Annotated in this window: 9 protein-coding genes; 4 read left to right on the top strand and 5 right to left on the bottom strand. The window is 68.5% G+C overall.

Annotated features, from left to right (window positions below):
• Window positions 1-28: 28 nt before the first annotated feature.
• Window positions 29-568: a hypothetical protein gene (locus F8M74_RS10500; protein WP_240462282.1), complete on the top strand. Its 540-nt coding sequence runs from the start codon at window positions 29-31 to the stop codon at window positions 566-568.
• 84 nt (window positions 569-652) lie between these two features.
• Complete coding sequence (locus F8M74_RS10495; RefSeq protein ID WP_141253088.1) at window positions 653-1,462, top strand: sigma-70 family RNA polymerase sigma factor; 810 nt, start codon at window positions 653-655, stop codon at window positions 1,460-1,462.
• Between the two features lie 40 nt (window positions 1,463-1,502).
• On the opposite strand, the gene F8M74_RS10490 is transcribed toward F8M74_RS10495, so the two are convergent.
• From F8M74_RS10490 to F8M74_RS10470, 5 genes are all read right to left on the bottom strand, one after another.
• Window positions 1,503-4,949, bottom strand: coding sequence for a PD40 domain-containing protein (locus F8M74_RS10490; RefSeq protein ID WP_163884373.1), 3,447 nt, complete (start codon window positions 4,947-4,949; stop codon window positions 1,503-1,505).
• A complete protein-coding gene (locus F8M74_RS10485) occupies window positions 4,943-5,482 on the bottom strand; it encodes a DUF1318 domain-containing protein (RefSeq protein ID WP_011554310.1) in 540 nt (179 codons plus the stop codon). The genes F8M74_RS10490 and F8M74_RS10485 overlap by 7 nt, the downstream gene beginning before the upstream one ends.
• Window positions 5,479-9,168 (bottom strand): AsmA family protein, encoded by a 3,690-nt coding sequence (locus F8M74_RS10480; protein WP_141253086.1) that lies wholly within the window; start codon window positions 9,166-9,168, stop codon window positions 5,479-5,481. The genes F8M74_RS10485 and F8M74_RS10480 overlap by 4 nt, the downstream gene beginning before the upstream one ends.
• A gap of 143 nt (window positions 9,169-9,311) precedes the next feature.
• Window positions 9,312-10,826: an amino acid adenylation domain-containing protein gene (locus F8M74_RS10475; RefSeq protein ID WP_141253085.1), complete on the bottom strand. Its 1,515-nt coding sequence runs from the start codon at window positions 10,824-10,826 to the stop codon at window positions 9,312-9,314.
• Window positions 10,823-11,962, bottom strand: a complete 1,140-nt coding sequence (locus tag F8M74_RS10470) for an acyl-CoA dehydrogenase family protein (protein ID WP_141253084.1) — start codon at window positions 11,960-11,962, stop codon at window positions 10,823-10,825. The genes F8M74_RS10475 and F8M74_RS10470 overlap by 4 nt, the downstream gene beginning before the upstream one ends.
• A gap of 598 nt (window positions 11,963-12,560) precedes the next feature.
• On the opposite strand from F8M74_RS10470, the gene F8M74_RS10465 reads away from it, so the two are divergent.
• Together F8M74_RS10465 and F8M74_RS10460 are read left to right on the top strand one after the other, a co-directional pair.
• Window positions 12,561-13,946: an alkaline phosphatase family protein gene (locus F8M74_RS10465; protein ID WP_141253083.1), complete on the top strand. Its 1,386-nt coding sequence runs from the start codon at window positions 12,561-12,563 to the stop codon at window positions 13,944-13,946.
• A gap of 52 nt (window positions 13,947-13,998) precedes the next feature.
• On the top strand, window positions 13,999-16,542 hold the full coding sequence (locus F8M74_RS10460) for an NAD(P)/FAD-dependent oxidoreductase (protein ID WP_141253082.1): 2,544 nt from the start codon (window positions 13,999-14,001) through the stop codon (window positions 16,540-16,542).
• The last annotated feature ends 27 nt before the right edge of the window (window positions 16,543-16,569 follow it).

The raw sequence follows: 16,569 nt of genomic DNA, 5'->3' as shown, positions 1-16,569 counted from the left end.
TGCAGCGTAGTCTCGTGGGCTCGGAGATTTGTATAAGAGACAGGTGGTGTACCGCCCCGGGCCGGAGGGGGCGTGGCGACCGCCGCTGCTCGTGGCCCGCGCCGCGCTCACCCTGGGCGCGCCCGAGGCAGAGGCGTACTCCCTCAGCCTGCCCATGAATGATTTCGGCCTTCGGCCGGGCCTCACCCTGGCCCTGCAAGGGAGCACGGAGCCTGGGGGCGACGCACGCTCCTGGGGCGTGGATGCGCTCCTGCGCCTGCGTCCGCTGGTGCTCTCGGCCGAGCTCCACCAGGTGGCCTCCCCCCAGGGGCACGCGCTGCTCGCCCACGTCCGCGCGGGCCTCAACCTGCCGGGGCCGGGGGCCACGGTGCTCGAGCCGTGGGCGCTGGTGGCGCGAGTCACGGGCGGCGCCCTGGCGGACGCCCCGGGCGGCGCGCGGCTGGATGCCGGGCTCAGCTGGTATCTCCGCCGGCAGGCGCTTCGAGCCACGCTGGGCGGGAGCTGGCGGCCTCCCGGGCACGGCGCGTCCGGCGGTCAGCTCGGCCTGTCGCTTCAGCACAGGCGCTAGGTCTGGCGCGATGTAACCTCCTGGCGCCATCCAGGAAGGCATCCTGGTGACCGGGCGTTCTTCCGATGAGGAGGCGAAGGGCGGATGTCGACGCGAACCGATGAGCAGTTGATGGAGGCCGCGCGCGCTGGCGACGACAAGGCCCTGGACGAGGTCCTCGCCCGCCACGAGAAGCAGGTGTACCGCTTTGGCCTGCGCATGTGCGGCTCCGAGGAGGACGCCATGGAGGTCCTCCAGGAGACGCTGTTCTCCGCCTTCCGGGGCATCCACGCGTTCCGAGGGGACGCGGCGCTGTCCACCTGGTTGTACCAGGTGGCCCGCACGCACTGCTTCCGCCTGCGCCGCCGCCGCGTCGGCGCGCCTGAGGACTTCCAGCCGCTCGACTCGCCCGCGGCCACGAACGTCGCGGCGGAGGAGGCGACGCCGGACATGGTCTCCCACGCGCGGCAGATGGGCGAGGTGTTGCAGGTGGCCATCCTCGCGCTGCCGGAGGCGCATCGAGAGGTGCTCATCCTCCGGGACGTGGAGGGGCTCACGGCCGAGGAGGCGGCCAGCGTGGTGGGCATCGAGGTGCGTGCGCTCAAGAGCCGGCTGCACCGCGCGCGGCTCCAGATGCGCGAGCACCTCGCCACCCTCCTGGGGGAGGGCGCCCACGGACAGGGCGCGGGGTGTCCGGAGCTGGCGCAGGAGCTGTCGGAGTTCGCCGCGGAGGAGGTGGACCAGGCCGCCTGTGTGCGCTTGGAGGACCATTTGTCCCGCTGCCCCCGCTGCAGCGACGCGTGTGACGCACTCAAGCGCACGGTGTCCCTGTGCCGGCGCATCCCCGGGGATGAGGTCCCCGCGCCCGTGCGCGCGGCGGTACGGCAGGCGCTGTCACGCGCGCTGCCCGCCTGAGTCCGCTCGCCTTGGAGCACCGGGAGCCCTGGGGCGCGGCCTACGGGACCGAACGGGCCTCCTCGGCGGCGGGCGCCGCGAGCGCCGAGTAGATTTCAAACCACGCCAGGTACGAACGCCAGGCCGGGTCACGCAGCTCGACCAGGGTGCGGCGCGCCTTGCCCAGTCGCTGAGGCACGTCGAAGGGCAAGCCTCCGTCGCCCTTCACATTCAACTGTGCCGCGAACCAGAGCACGTCCAGTTGCCCCGGATCGACGTTCGCGTGCGTCCGTGCGACCAGCGAGTCGGAGTGCTTCAACGCCTCGCCCAGCCAGCGCGCCGCCCGTGCCGGGTCCTGCTGGTCCACCGCGTTCTCCGCCAGCCGCAGCTCCGCCAGCGTCACGGCGCGAATGTCCTCATCGCGGTCCAACTGGTCGAACTGATCCAGGTACAGCTTGCGCCGCGTTTCGAGCGCCCGCGCCGCGGCGTCCAGGCGTCCCAGCCGGGTCTCCGCGTTCGCGCGCAGGCTCGAGGCGATGAGGCGGTAGGAGCGCAGGACATGCTCCGGCGTGGAGTGGGCCCACTTCAACGCGCTCCGAACACCGGGCGTCGCCAGGTCTCGCTCGACCTGCTCCAGGTCCTCCAAGGTCCGCTGCGGCTGACCTGCACCCAGCGCCGCGGCGCCGCGCGCCAGCCGCACCACCATCCGGTTGCGCAGGCCCTCTTCGTCCTGGGGGCTCGCCTCCACGAGCGGCAGCTCCCGGTCATAGAGCGTCAGCGCCCGTTCGAAGCGGCCCGCGGCGAGGTTGTAGAGCGCGGCACGGTCCAGGGCCAGCGGGAGGAACCTGGACAGCCGCTGCGTGGTCTCCACCATGGCCAGGGCCTTGTCCGCCGCCTGGGCCGCGTCGGCTTCACGGTCGACGTGGAGCAGCGCGTGGGCCCGCGCCATGGACACCGCGAGCCCCGCCCAATTGTCCACGTACGGCAGCTTGTCCCGCTGTTCGAGGTAGCCCAGGGCGATGTGGAAGTTGCCCACCTGCGTGTGCAGCAGCCCCAGCGCGCCGAGAATCATGGCCCGGTAGCGGACGTTGTTCCGCATCAAATCTAGGGCCACCATGTAGTAGCGGTTGGCGCGCTCGGCGGCGGCGGGGTCGCGATTGCGCAGGAAGTCCTCGTGATGGATGGCGCCCAGGAGCGCCTGCACCACGCGTTGATTCTTCAGCTCCGGCCACGCGGCACGCAGCTCCCTCACCGCCGAGGTCACGGCCTGCGCATGGGCAGCCCCCTCCAACTTGGAGAGCTGGCGCGCGGTGACGTAGGCCTTTACGAAGTGCGCGAGCGGCTTCGCCATGTTCGGAGCGGTGGTGGTGACTTCCTTCTCCACCACGTCCGGACTGACGCCGGCTCGCAAGCGCAGGTTCATGGCTTCGACGGCGCTCTCCAGCGAACCCGTCCGCTGCGTCACCAGGTCGAAGTCCGCACGCGCCATGTCCTGGCGTTGCCGCGCCAGCCGCCGGTAGGCGCGGCCCATCAGTGCGCGGCGAAAGAGCCGCTCGGCGCGGCGTCGCTCCTCGCTCCCCGGTGGCGTGTCGTCGACGTAGACCATCGCCAGCGATTCCATGATGCCATCGGCGCCGAGCCCCGCCGCGCGCTCCACGGCGTCCTGAACCAGGACCCGTCTGCGCAGCGGGTCCGTCTGCTGCCGGTAGAATCCGAGCAGCGCCTCCCGCACGGCACGAGGCGGCCGCTCGCTTCGGAGCGCATTGATATGGCGGCCCAGCTCCAGCGCGTACGCGTAGGCCGAACCGGCGGGCGCTGTCGTGAGTGCCTGCGCCATCGCCGCGTCCGCCTCATCGTAGGGGCGTCCCCGGTACAGGGCGCGGACCGCGGCGCGAGCGAAGTCGAGCTGGTCGTCGGCCGGGAAGATGCGGTGCTCGGAGAGCCGCCGACCCGCTTCAATCAAGGGCTCGCGCTCATCGAGCTTCCGGTACAGCGCGTCCGCTCGCGCGTGATACGCCTCCAGCACCGCGCGCGGCGTGGTGTCGGCGATTTCAGCCGCCTCCAGCTCCTTCCGGGCCCGCGTGAAGTCACCCGCGTCATCCGCCAGCTCACTGCGCACCACGCGCTGGAAGACAGCGGCCGCGGGGCTGAGCGCGTTCGCGGGATCCAGCGCGGCCATGCGCTTCTGCTCCGCGACACTCAGCTCCTCCACCATGCGGCCCCGTTCGCGCTCCTTCATGGCGCGCCGGTGGTCGATGAGGATGCGGAGCGGTTCCTCCAGGCCCGCGGTGGTGGGGTCGCTCACCGAGCCCAGGTGGCGGGCGTAGAACTCCGCCGCGCTGAAGTCCTCGTAGGCCAGGTGCAGCATGCTCATGCGCATCATCAGCAGGCGGCGAAGCCTGGGCCGCGTCTCGAGCAGCAGCCGGTGGCGATAGAGCAGCAGCTCATCGGCGCGCCGGCCCACCATCCTCAGCTCTTCGCTGAGCCGGCGCGCATCCCAGGCACTGGGGACCTGGCCATCCAGCGGCATCTGGTACACGTCCAGGGACTGTGAGCGTGAACAGGTCGCCGCTAGAGACGTGGCCGCGGGCGCCGGGTACTGGCAGTCCCAGGACGCACTGGTGAGCTGGTCCGGATTGGCGGCGGCGGCTTGCTCGGCGGCGTCGTCACGCTCCGTCGCGAATGGCACCCGGAACAGCACGCCGCTGTCGCTGGCATCGATGACGCCATCCGCATTCGAGTCCGTGAAGAACTGCACCACGTACAGGTAGCGCCCATCCCGGGAGAACGTCGGCTGTCCCGTCTGCCCCGGGATGTCGAGCGACAGCGGGACGGGCTTCGCGCCGGGGGTATCCAGGCGCAGCGCCTCCAGATGGGGCGCGGCGCGCGCGGCGAAGCCGGGGCCCACCTGCCGCACGGAGCGCTCGATGGGGACGTAGACCAGCCAGCGCCCATCGGGGGACAGGGTCGGGCTGGTCAGGTTCCGCTCGAGCAGGGGCGTCACGCGCCACGTGCCGCCCAGCTCGACTCGCGACAGGTGAAGGTCGCCCTGAATGGTGGCCCGGCTCACCAGCGCGATGTGCGAGGCGTCCATCCACTCCGCCTGGAGGGCGTTGGCGTCTCCTTCGAGGCACCGGCGCTCTTTCGCGGTGGGCAGCTCGCGCACGCACAGCTGGCCACCGGCCTGGTTGCGGAACGAGATGTAGAGCAGGTGCTTGCCGTCGGGACTGATGCGCGGCCAGGTGACATCCGCGCCTTCGTCGAACAGCCGGCGCTCGCGGCCGCGCTCCAGGTCCTGCATGAAGATTTCGGTCGCGATGCTGCGGTTGGACGCGAAGATCAACGTGTTCCCGTCAGGCGCCAACTGCCCCAGGAACTGGTCGCCCACGCCCACGGTGAGCCGGGTGGGCGTGCGCAGTCCTCCATCGTTCTCATCGTCCTGCGCCCAGACGCTCCCCGCGATCAGCGTCACCAGGGCCACGACGCCCCGTCTCCGCCGCGTCAGCACTGCTTCTCTCCCCAGGTCCCATCCTCGGCCTCGACCCAACCGCCGCAGACGACACCCTCCGCGTGCACCTTGTGCCAGTTCCGGCGCAGCGTCTCTTCCGGGACGTCGGGGCGGGCCGACCGCATCCACTTCCAGAGCAGCTGACGGGAGCGATTCACCCGCTCGACCAGGGCCACGTCGTCGGCTGTCATGCGCCCGGCCTGGCAGCGGCGCCGGGTATTCACCAGCAGCCCGTCCCGCCCTTCGCCCACGCAGTGGCGACGGAGCAGGTCGTCAACGCGGTCCGCGGGCGTCCTGCCGATGTTCTCCACCAGCGGCGTGGGCTGGATGCCCAGCTCTTCCAACTGATTGGGTGTGAATGGCACCGGCGTGGGATTCATGCCCGCGCGAGCCAGCCGCTGCTCCACATCCTTGAACGAGCCCGAGGCCTGTTCCTCGAGCGCCGTCGCGCGGTCCACCATGACAATCTCCGGCGCGCTGATGCACCCGGACGTGGCGAGGGCGGCCCACAGCAGCAACCCACGGTGTTTCATGGCGTGGTCTCCGGAGGAGTCATGGATTTGATGAGCTGGTCGACGATGGGGCCCATGGGGATGCCCCGGATTTCGTCGATGCTGATCAGCTTCGCCAGGCCGCCCATGGTGATGCGCAGGCTGCCGAAGCCGTGGTTGAAGCTCACCCGCACGTGCTCCGGGTAGCCCAGCCGCAAGGCATAGCGGACCCGGTTGGTGGCGGGGTTGACATGGCGGGGGTCTTCGATGTCGAGCAGGTCCAGCAGGTGGCGGTTGCCAATGCGCAGAATCTCCGCGCGGCCATTGATGCTGCGGTCCTTCGCGGAGATGACCACGGCGGCATTGCCGTCGAAGGGCTCGCCTCGGGACGACTGGACCCCGGTGGCTCGCACGCGGGCTTCCAGGGTGGAGTGCTTGCCTTGCCAGTCCAGGAGCCACTGTCCGGTGATGCGCCCACCACGAACCCCCATCTCCAGCTGCGTCATGGAGACGACGTGCTGGTCGATGGACAGGTTCCCCGCCAGGGGCGCGACGGCGACGAACGGCGTGCTGATGCGTTTGGCGGACACATACCCGCTGCGGGAGAGCAGGGGATGCTGGTCGGCGAAACGAAGCATCGGGTACGGGTTCACGTCGATGTCGCTCAGCAGCCGAAGCTGTCCCTCGCTGAACTCGAGGTTCTCGGTGAGCGGGACGTTGCCGTCCATCCCTTCAATCTCGAAGCCCTGCTCGGGCAGGCGCAGGTTCAAGTCCTGGAGGAGCAGGTTGGAGACGGTCCGGAAGACGACGAGGTCGGGTGAGCCCACGCGGAAGTCGACGGTGACCTTGCCGCTTCCCTCCAGAGTCCCGGGTCGCGCGAGCCTGGCCATGTCCTGCGACAGCTCGCCCCGGAGCCCCAGGCGGCGCCGGTCCTCGCTGAGGTCGAGCCGCCCCCGGACCTTCAAATGGGTGCGGGTTCCCGCGTTGGTCAGTTCGAGCTGGGGAACGTGGATGACGCCCGTGGGCTTGCGCCGCGCGGAGAACGTCGCTTCCACGTCCTGGACCGGATAGGGCAGCGCCGGGTTCTGTTCCAGCGCGCGAAGCTTCAAGTGCTGCTTCAGCTCGATGTCGTCCGCTTCCAGCGCTTCGGTGAAGCTGGCGGTGGTGTCGCTGGTCAGCTCCGAGAAGGACAGCCGCCGATCGCTCATTCCGACCGTGAGCTTCTCCACGCGCAGGTCACTGTGAACGGTTCGCTTGGGACCTTCGACGCGAGACGCCAGCTGCCAATGCAGCGCGGGAATGTTGAGCGACAGGGCGTCCTGCCTCCAGCGCAGGCCCCGCGCGCTCACCACCGCCGTTCCATCGAAGCTGGCGGTACGCGCCGGGTCCGGGGCGAGTCGCGGCGTGCCATCGGCTGTGACACCCGTGAGCACGCCGCGAAGCGTGCCGTGCAGCTCGATGCCCACCGCGAGCCGCCCGGCATCCAGCTCCGGGGGCACCTGCGCCATGGCCAGCAAGGGCGCCAGAGGGCCCAGTGGGGGAATGTCGCCCTTCACGTCGATGCGAAGGGCGCGGGCCTTCCGGTCGAACGCCGCCGAGGCGTCCAGCATGACCTTCGGCCCTTCATGACTGGTGAGGCCCAACCGGAACGCGGGCTTCCGGCGGTTGAGGTCCAGGGTCAGCGTCTGATGCTGGAGCCCCATGTCCTTCTCACCAGCCCGGAGCCCTTCGATTCGCAGGTCCAGGTCGCCCTGGTGGCGCCAGGCGTCACCCCGCGAGCGCATCACGACGGCGACGTCGCTTGCCGTCACGTTGTCCCACGCGGGCCGTTGCAGCTTCAGCTCCGTGCGGTGCTCCAGCCGTGGCGCGGATGAGAAGAGCGCCTTCACGCTGCCCTTGGAGTCCAGGCTCACGCCCAGGTGCCGCCACGGAATGCGCGCCGCGACCGAGTCGGGAATGAAGGGGCGGGCGGCGGCGAGGTCCGGTGTCCGAGCAGCCAGGGTGAAGGACACCGCGTCGGTGTCCTTGGTGGCATCCAGGGACGCCTGCGTGTCGCCGACGTCGAGCACGAACTGCACGCGGCCTCGGCTGAGCTGGGGCTCGTCGAGCTGCGGGAACGCGTCCGACGCATCGAGCTTCACGCGCACGGGGCCCTTCAGCAGCGTGCGCCCATCCGGCGACGACACATCGAGCGCCCTGACGGGCACGTTCGCGCTCAGTGCGAAGGGAGGCGCTGCCGCCAGCGGCGCGCTGAGCTGGAAACCCATCCGTTCGGCCTTCGCTCGGAGGTCGGGAGTCCGGAGGTCCAGGGACTCCACCATGCCCGACAGGCTCGCGTTCCCGGCGACCTGGAGCGGGGATGAGGGCTCTGGGCGGAGCTGATGTCCCTTCACTTCACCGTGGGCCTTTGGAATCCGCAGGGCCGTGGGGCCTCCCACGTCGAGCCCATCGATTCCGAACGTCAGCTGCGCGGAGATCCCCTGCTGCGGATCAGGTGTCGCCACCAGGGTGACGCGTGCTCCGCCGAGCGCCAGTCGGACCGGCTCACCGATCATCCGGAGCGACGCGACGTCCACGTCCAGGCCCAGTCTGCCGCGAGGCCCCAGTTGAGGCATCGCGCTCAGGGTGACGTCTTGTGCGTCCAGCTTGACCTTGCCGCGCTCGAGCGTGAACGGGCGCCATTCGGAAGGGATTGCGGCCAGCAGCCCTCCAAGCTCGATGTCCGCCAGGGCGCGTGTCACGACCGGGGGCTCGTCCGCGGCATCCGGGAGCACGGCCTGGACCTCGAGCTCCGCGCTGTCTGTCAGCTGGGTGCGCTCCAGCTCCACGGCGATGTGGCGCTTCTCGACATCGAACCGCGCGGCCACCGCGCCGTGAAGCAGCGACTGGACCGAGAAGCGTGGGTCGAAGGTCTGCCGGGTGACATCGAGGTCCACCTGCGCGCGAGCGGCCGAAGCGCCAGCCTCCATCGAAAGGGCGAACGCCAGCTCCGCGAGGGCCGGGGGCGTGGCGGAGCCTTCGTGGCGCAGCTCCAGCGGCAGCGGGGCACCCGCCTGGCCCAGGTTCGCGAAGACCTTCCATTCCCCGCCGTGTTGCTTCGCTTCGACCCTCGCCGCGAGCCCGCCCAGGGACCAGCGCTCGGCGACTTCGCCACGCTGGACGCGGACGTAGCTCAGCGACACGCCCGACACATCGACGTGCCCGACGGGAAGCGGCGCGCCCAGGAGGTCGGCGACCTGCTGGGAGGCACTCACCGGCGCTTCAACGGGCGGCGGCTCTGGGGCTTCAGGTCCCGTCAGTCCCGTGAGGGAGGTGGCGCCTGAATCGTCAGCGACCAGGGCGAGCGCCACGTCTCGCACCACCACCCGCTCAATCCGGATGGGACCGGTCACCAGCGCACGGGGCGACCAGTGCGCCTCCAACGTGCCGACGCGCAGCAGCTCGGGCGCGGCGGTATGCAACGGAGCGGGTGTCCGCACCACCAGCCCACCCAGCTTCAACCCCGAGAGGAGCTCGACCTGGGCGACCTGGTAGTCCACCTGGAGCCCGGTGGCCGCCTTCACCTCGGAGACAATGGGCTGCTTCAGCCAGGGATTGTCGAGGTTGCGCAACACCACCACGGCAGCGACCAGTGCCAGCGCGGGGAGCACGACCAGGATTGTAAGAACCACGCCCGCGATGATTCGAGCCCACCGCCGGCGAGGCCGTTCAGCTGTGGTGGAATCCATGTGGCCCGGTTGACGCGCGCGGCCATCATGGTCGGGGGTCTGTACGAAGTCGAGGAGACGTTGCGGGCAGGCGGGCAGCCGCGGGGCGGTTGCACGGACGGTGTGGGGAAGGCCGCCAGGAGCCCTGGCGGCCCGTTACCGACTCAAGGCGCCTGCGTCAGTTCTCTCAGTGCGCGCCGGTTGAGCTTGCCGTTGGGAGTCCGGGGCAGCTCGGGCAGCACGCGGACCTCGTCGACAATCATGTAGCGAGGCAACCGCTCCGCGCAGTGCTTCTTCACCTTGAGCAGGGAAGGGGGCTTGCTGGCGCCGCTGACCACGAAGGCCACCAGCCGCGCTTCCAGGCCGGAGCCGGTGGCAATCACGCCTGCCTCGCGGATGTCCGGGTGCGTGAGCAGCGCCGCTTCGATTTCGCCCGCTTCGATGCGGCGCCCGCGCACCTTCAGCATGTTGTCGCGGCGGCCCAGGTATTCGAACGTGCCGTCCGGCAGCTCGCGGCAGCGGTCCCCCGTGGCATACGGCCCGCTCCCGTGGCGAGGCTGGCCCCAGTAGCCCAGCATCACCGTGGGGCCTTCCACCATCAGCTCGCCCACGCCGTCGCCTTCCTCCCGCGCTTCCTTCGAGTCCGGCGGCGGCCGGGCCAACCACACGCGGTTGCCACAGCTCGCTCGGCCAATGGGCACCGGCTCGGTGCGGTGGGGCGAAATGTCCGTCACCTCATGGAAGGTGCAGACGTTGGTCTCCGTGGGTCCATAGAGGTTGAAGAACCGCGCCTGCCGCAGGTGCTCACGAAGCGGGCGCAGGTGCCGGATGGGGAACGGCTCGCCCGCGAAGAGCACGGCGCGGAAGGGCAGCGGCCCATGCTTCAGCAGCCCGCCTTCCTGCATCATCAGCATCAGCGCCGACGGCACCGAGTACCAACAGGTGAACCGCTCGCGGAGGACCAGCTCCACCAGCTTCTCCGGCGCGAAGGCAAGCGCCTCCGGGATGAGCGTGACGGACGCGCCACCCATGAAGGCCGCGTACAGGTCCAGCACCGAGAGGTCGAAGAAGAACGGCGCGTGGTTGCTGAAGCGGTCCTCCGGCGTGGTGCCCAGCAGCTCATGGCACCACTCGATGAAGGCCATCGCGTTCTGCTGGCTGATGCACACGCCCTTGGGCGTTCCCGTGGAGCCTGACGTGTAGAGGATGTACGCCAGGTCGTGGTCACCCGCGCCGTGCGGCGGCAGCGGCTCGGACGAAAAACCGCACAGCCGGTTCCAGCAGATCTCCGGCCCCTTGTCGTCCACGAGCAGGTAGCGCAGCCGGCTCACGCCAGCGTTGTGGAGCTCGGACGCGCGCGTGGTGGTGGTCACCATCACGTCAATGCCGCAGTCGTCGAGGATGAGCCGCGTCCGCGTCGCGGGGTTCAGCGGGTCCATGGGGACGTAGGCGGCGCCCAGCCGGGCAATGCCCTGCATCGCGGCGACGGCGCGCACGGACTTCTCCGTCCACAGCCCCACGCGGTCTCCCTGCTTCACGCCCAGCTCCTGGAGCGCGCGGGCGATGCGGTTGGCGAGCGCGTCCAACTGGCCGTAGGTGAGGGTCCCGTCGGGACCCTTGATGGCGATGGACTCGGGAGCCTTCGCCGCTGCACGGATGACGATTTGGTCGAGTGTCATAGGCCGAGCTGGTTGGCGATGATGTCGCGTTGGATTTCGGAGGTGCCGGAGAAGATGGCGCTGGGAATGGCGTCACGCAGCACGCGCTCGATGCCCGTTTCGGCCACGTAGCCCATGCCGCCGTGAATCTGGATGGCGTCCAGGCCGCTCTGGATGGCAGCCTCGCTGATGGCCAGCTTGGCCAGGGACACTTCCATGACGGCGTCCTGGCCTCGGTCCATCTTCCAGCAGGCCTGGTACAGCAGCAGCCGGGATGCCTCCAGCCGCTGCTTCATGTCCGCCAGCTTGTGGGAGATGGCCTGGTTCTTCCCCAGGGCCTTCTTGAACTGCTTGCGGGTCCGGGCGAAGTCCGCCGTCTGTTCGAGCACCCGCTCCATGACGCCCACGTAGGCGGCGAAGAGGCATGCGCGCTCCCACTGCATGGAGCGCTTGAACATCGCCGCGCCCTGGCCCTCCGCACCCAGCCGCGCGGACTCCGGGACACGGCACCCCTCCAGGTAGATGGGGGCGATGGGCGACGTGGACAGCCCCATCTTCTCGAAGGCACGCCCGACGGACAGTCCCGGCGTGTCCTTCTCCACGAGGAATGCGCTCAGGCCCATGTACCCATGGGCCGGCTGCGTGGCGGCGTAGACGAGGAAGACGTCCGCGGAAGGGCCATTGGTGACGTAGCTCTTGCCACCATCGAGCACGTAGCTGTCGCCGTCCCGCACCGCGCGCGTCTTCAGGGCAAACACATCCGATCCCGCTTCCGGTTCGGAGATGGCGTTGGCGCCCACCCATTCCCCCGAGCACAGGCGGGGCAGGTACCGGGACTTCTGCGCGTCATCCCCGCTCTCCAGGATGGGCATCACGCAGGCGAAGAGGTGAGCTCCCACGGAGAACACCAGTCCGGTGTCCACGCAGCCGCGTCCCAGCGCCTCCATCACCCGCGCAGTGGTCAGTGTGTCCAGTCCCAGTCCGCCATGCGCCGCTGGCACGGGCAGACCCAGGAAGCCGAACTCACCACAGCGTTGCCACAAATCGCGTGGCAGGGCTTCCTTGCTGGGCTTTGAGGCCTCGGGCAACTGCGCTCGCGCGAAGGCGAGGGCACGGTCATAGAGCTCCACCTGCTCGTGAGTCCAACTGAAGTCCATGTTTTCCTGGCGTTCCAACGGGTGACAGCAACGAGGGGGCGCGCTTCGAACGCCTTGCGCTCGCGCTGCATGCCCTCGGAGATGGATGGTGAGACGTGAGAGGAGTCAGGCGAAGTCTCGCGTGCGCAGGAACGAGCCGTCAAGAACCTCGGGGATGGTGGTCGGAAAGTGTGTCTTTTGAGGTGGCGCTGGATGGGATTGAAGTGCGGGGCTCGGTAATTCCTATCTACTGGGTCTGGCCCGAGGTGGACTCAATGAGTTACAAATGGGCCGGGACGCGATTTGCCGCTGCCGCGGAGGACCTGGTCTCGAGGACCGGCCGCGCACCCGCGGTCAGTAGGGGAAAGGGCTGAAATGAGGCCCATGACCCGCCCCTCCAGACCATGTATTCCGTTTCGTTTCACTACCCATTGCACTGGGTGCGGTGTCACTCATTCCCGCTGCGAGCGCTCGCAGCAGTGCTCTCCAGCCTATGGCCGCGGTAAAATTCTACACGCGGCCGACCTGGTCGAAGTGGCTGAACACCCATCTCAGACCAGGGTATGGGACAACCTGGTCGGTGATTGACTGGTCTGCTCGTGAGCAGTTTGCTTCGGGCATGGAACGTTGCGTCGTTTTGGATTTGCCTGGATTGAGCGCGAGGTATGTCGGTCCCTCGACGCCAAACATGCAGGCATTCGTGGAGCGGGGGCGCATGGTGCCGCTCCAGCCCGTCCTGCCGGCGCTGAACTGCACCATGCAGGCGACGTTCCTGACCGGAAGATACCCCAGCGAGCACGGAATCGTCGGAGATGGATGGCTCAACCGGGAGCTGGGAGAGGTCCGCTTCTGGCCCCAGTCCGACGGGCTCGTGCAGACGCCGCAGCTCTGGGACGCCGCCCGCAAGCTCGACCCCAGCTTCACTTGTGCCCGCGTGTGCTGGTTCATGAACATGTATTCGAAGGCGGACTACGCCATCACGCCGCAGCCGTCCTTCACCGCGGACGGGCGGGTGCTGCCAGACGTCTTCACGGAGCCGCTCCACCTGCGCAAGCCGCTCGTCGAGGCGTTGGGGAACTTCCCCGCGTATGACTACTGGGGGCCCCGCTACAGCATCCGCTCCTCGGAGTGGATCGCCGACGTCGCCATGTGGCTGGAGCAGCGGCACAACCCCACGCTCTCGCTCGTCTTCCTGCCGCACCTGGACTACACGCCGCACACGTTTGGGCCGGACGCGAAGGAGATCCACAAGAGCCTTCGCGAGATCGACGATGTCGTCGGGAAGCTGATTGGCTTCTACGAGTCGCGCGGCGTGCGCGTCATCATCCTCTCGGAGTTCGGAGCGGTCCCCGTGTCTCGGGCCGTCCACCTGAACCGCCTCTTCCGCCGCCGAGGGTGGCTGGCGATTCGGGAAGAGGGCGGGCGTGACGTCGTCTATCCCAGCGGCAGTGAGGCCTTCGCCGTCGCGGACATGCAGATCGCGCACATCTACGTCCGGAACCCCGCGCTGCTGGATGAGGTCAAGGCGCTGGTCGAGGCGGAGCCCGGGGTGGCCCAGGTGCTCGATGCCGAGGGCAAGCGCACCCACCATCTGGACCACCCACGCTCCGGCGAACTGGTGGCCCTGGCCGAACCGGATGCCTGGTTCACGTACTTCTACTGGCTCGATGATGCGCGTGCGCCGGACTACGCGCGGACCGTCGATATCTACCGTAAGCCGGGCTACGACCCGCTGGAGATGTTCGTGGACCCGAAGCTCGGTCTTCGAATGCTGGAACTGGGGGGCAGTGTCGTGAAGGAGAAGCTGGGCGTGCGATCGCGACTGGAGGTCGTCTCGATGGACGGCTCCCTCCTCAAAGGCGCGCATGGCCTACCCACCGGCCCGGAGAATGGGCCGGTGCTGATGACACGACATGGTGAGCTGATCGAGGCAGAGATACTCCACGCCACGCAAGTCCACGACCTCATCCTGGCGCACCTGACCGGACAGCAGGCGGCGGCCTGAACGGCTTCCGCGAGCAACCTGAGCGTTGACGCTGAACGAGGCGGGACACGGCATGAACAAACTTCCTGGGAGCGCCATTGTCATTGGCGCCAGCATTGGTGGGCTCAGCGCCGCGCGCGTGCTGGCGGACCATTTCGAGCGCGTCACCGTCATTGAACGGGACGTGCTCCAGGAAGGCCCGCGCCAGGGCGCGCCCCAGGCCAATCACATCCACGTCCTGCTGCGAAAGGGTGTGGACCTGCTGGAGCAGTACTTCCCCGGCCTCGTCGAGCAGATGAAGGCGGACGGCATCGAGCCCTTCGACTTCACCCAGGACCTCCGGTGGCTGCAGTTTGGTGACTGGATGCCGCGCCACCGCAGCGGCATCGTCCTGTACCCGCAGACGCGCTTCTCCCTGGAGCGCTACCTGAGAGAGCGGCTTCGCGCCTATTCCAACGTGGAGATCCTGGAGTCGACCGCCGTGCGGGCGCTGCTGGCCACGCCGGATGGAAGGCGGATTCTCGGTGTCCAGACGCATGACCGCCACGAGGACGGCGGCGCGGTGACGAACCGGCTCGCAAACGTCGTGGTCGACGCGAGCGGGCGCGGATCGCAGCTGGGCAAGTGGCTGTCGGAGTTGGGGTTCAGCCCGCCGGAGGAGAGCCGGCTGCCCATCAACCTCTGCTACGTGTCACGCCTCTTCGAGCAGCCGGAGACAGCCAGGGACTGGCGCGGGCTGTGGATCACCCCGCTGCCGCCCGACGAACCGCGCGGCGGGGCGATGCTGGGCGTGGAAGGCAATCGCTGGATTGTGTCCTTGTTCGGCTACGAAGGACACCACCCGCCCCGCGGCGAGGACGGATTCGTGGAGTTCGCCCGCAGCCTCCGCGAGCCGGACATCTACGAAGCCATCAAGGACGCGAAGCCCGTCTCGGACGTCGGGGTGTACCGGGTGCCGGACGTGAAATGGCGCCACTTCGAGCGCATCCGGGACTTCCCCGCGGGGTTGCTCGTCCTGGGGGATGCGTGGTGCTACTTCGACCCCGTCTTCGGCCAGGGCATGTCGGTGGCGATGCTGGAGGCGAACCTCCTCAACGAGGCGCTGCATCAGCTCGACAGCCTGGAGGCGGTGACCCAGGCCTGGACGGCGTCCTACCTGCGCACGGGCGCGCAGTGGCTCCAGGGCCTCTGGTTCTTCGTGACGGCGGAGGCCATGCGGCATCCCCACGTCCCCGGCGAGCGGACACGGCTCATCAAGCTGGCCCAGTGGTACGTGGAGGAGCTCTACGCGCTGAACCACGAGCATCCGGAGATCTACCAGGAGTTCCTCAAGCTGATGCACGTCCAGGCGGGACCGGAGTTCCTCCTGCGCCCGGACATCGCCTTGCGGCTCGCGAAGCGCGCCTGGCAGCAGAAGTCCGAGAAGGGCTTGGGCACCGAGGCACTGTGGCCCGCCAGCCGGGTGGCGCTGGGAGCGCGCTACGCGGGACGGATGCTGGCCAACCTGGTGGTTCCTCAACGGGTCGGCCCGCGTGATCGCATCTGCCACTTCGACACGGAAGTGCTGTGGAAGCCGGACAAGACGCTGGGGTGGTTCGTCCGGGATGCCCTGCGCGCCCAAGGTCTGCTGAGCGAGGCCTCCGAGGTGCGGCGGTTCCTGGAGTACTGGCTCCCGGTGCAGGGCCTGGGCATCGCGAAGAAGGCGTTGATTGAGTTCTCCTACAACGCGGACGAGCCCGGCCTGGGCTTCATGCTCTACGGCGACAATGGGACGGTCACGCAGGCCTTCCGGGACTACACGCGTCAGCTCGGCATCTCCAACGAGGGCGTCGAGCGGTCCGTGGCCATCTGCGAGACATTCCGGTCATCCGACCTGGGACTGGTGCGCGCGGAGTTCAAGCCCGGAGGCCCCACCCGGTATTCCATTGCCGCCAGCTGGCACTTCGACCCCATGCGCGGGCACTCCGGTTTCGATGAGGCGATGAGCCGCCTGCCGGAGCGCTTCCGGGCAGGGCCCTTCGCGGAGCGGGTGAAGACCTACGCTTCCGCGCTGCGGACCGAGTACTACCCGCTGTTCCTGGGACTGAGCTTCCTGGAGGACGGAACGCTCGAATCCAAGATGTACCTGGTGCGCTTCGACGAGAAGCAGCCGCCATTCCAGCCAGGCTCGGAGCTGTGGCGCTTCCTCCAGGAAATGGGCGTGTCCGCCCCGGAGCTGGAGCGGGTTCGCCAGCTGAACGCGCTGCTCTGGGAGCACTCCGCGGACAAGATGACCCAGGTCGCCATCGAGGCCTCCGAGTTCCAATCCCAGCCCAAGCGCGTCAACCTCATCTATTGTGGGATCCAGACCTCTGTGGTTCTGGAAGCCATCTCCCGGTTCGGGTATCCCGTGTCCTCGAAGCAAGCCGTTCGGGACTTCGAGCGGATGATGCAGACCGATCGCGCGAAGTTCGTCGCGGTGCGGGTGGGGCCCGAAGGATTGAGTCCGCGCCTCAAGCTGTACAAGCACGCCCTTTTTGATTTTGGCGATCTGTCCGTGGTGGAGGACGGAGGCCTCGGGCCGCGTGATGCCACGCCGGCCGCAGTGAAAGACGTTCCGGACGTATGTCTTTATTGATTCTTGTTGGTTGAGAATGAAGTTCAA

Source organism: Myxococcus sp. CA023, from assembly GCF_010998615.1.
In the GTDB taxonomy this organism is placed as follows: domain Bacteria; phylum Myxococcota; class Myxococcia; order Myxococcales; family Myxococcaceae; genus Myxococcus.
This window is presented reverse-complemented; position numbering and strand designations above follow the sequence as displayed.

Coding starts and splice junctions, on each gene's coding strand:
- F8M74_RS10465 (WP_141253083.1), top strand. CDS start 12,561: ATGGAACGTTGCGTCGTTTTGGATTTGCCTGGATTGAGCGCGAGGTAT.
- F8M74_RS10475 (WP_141253085.1), bottom strand. CDS start 10,826: ATGACACTCGACCAAATCGTCATCCGTGCAGCGGCGAAGGCTCCCGAG.
- F8M74_RS10470 (WP_141253084.1), bottom strand. CDS start 11,962: ATGGACTTCAGTTGGACTCACGAGCAGGTGGAGCTCTATGACCGTGCC.
- F8M74_RS10460 (WP_141253082.1), top strand. CDS start 13,999: ATGAACAAACTTCCTGGGAGCGCCATTGTCATTGGCGCCAGCATTGGT.
- F8M74_RS10485 (WP_011554310.1), bottom strand. CDS start 5,482: ATGAAACACCGTGGGTTGCTGCTGTGGGCCGCCCTCGCCACGTCCGGG.
- F8M74_RS10480 (WP_141253086.1), bottom strand. CDS start 9,168: ATGGATTCCACCACAGCTGAACGGCCTCGCCGGCGGTGGGCTCGAATC.
- F8M74_RS10495 (WP_141253088.1), top strand. CDS start 653: ATGTCGACGCGAACCGATGAGCAGTTGATGGAGGCCGCGCGCGCTGGC.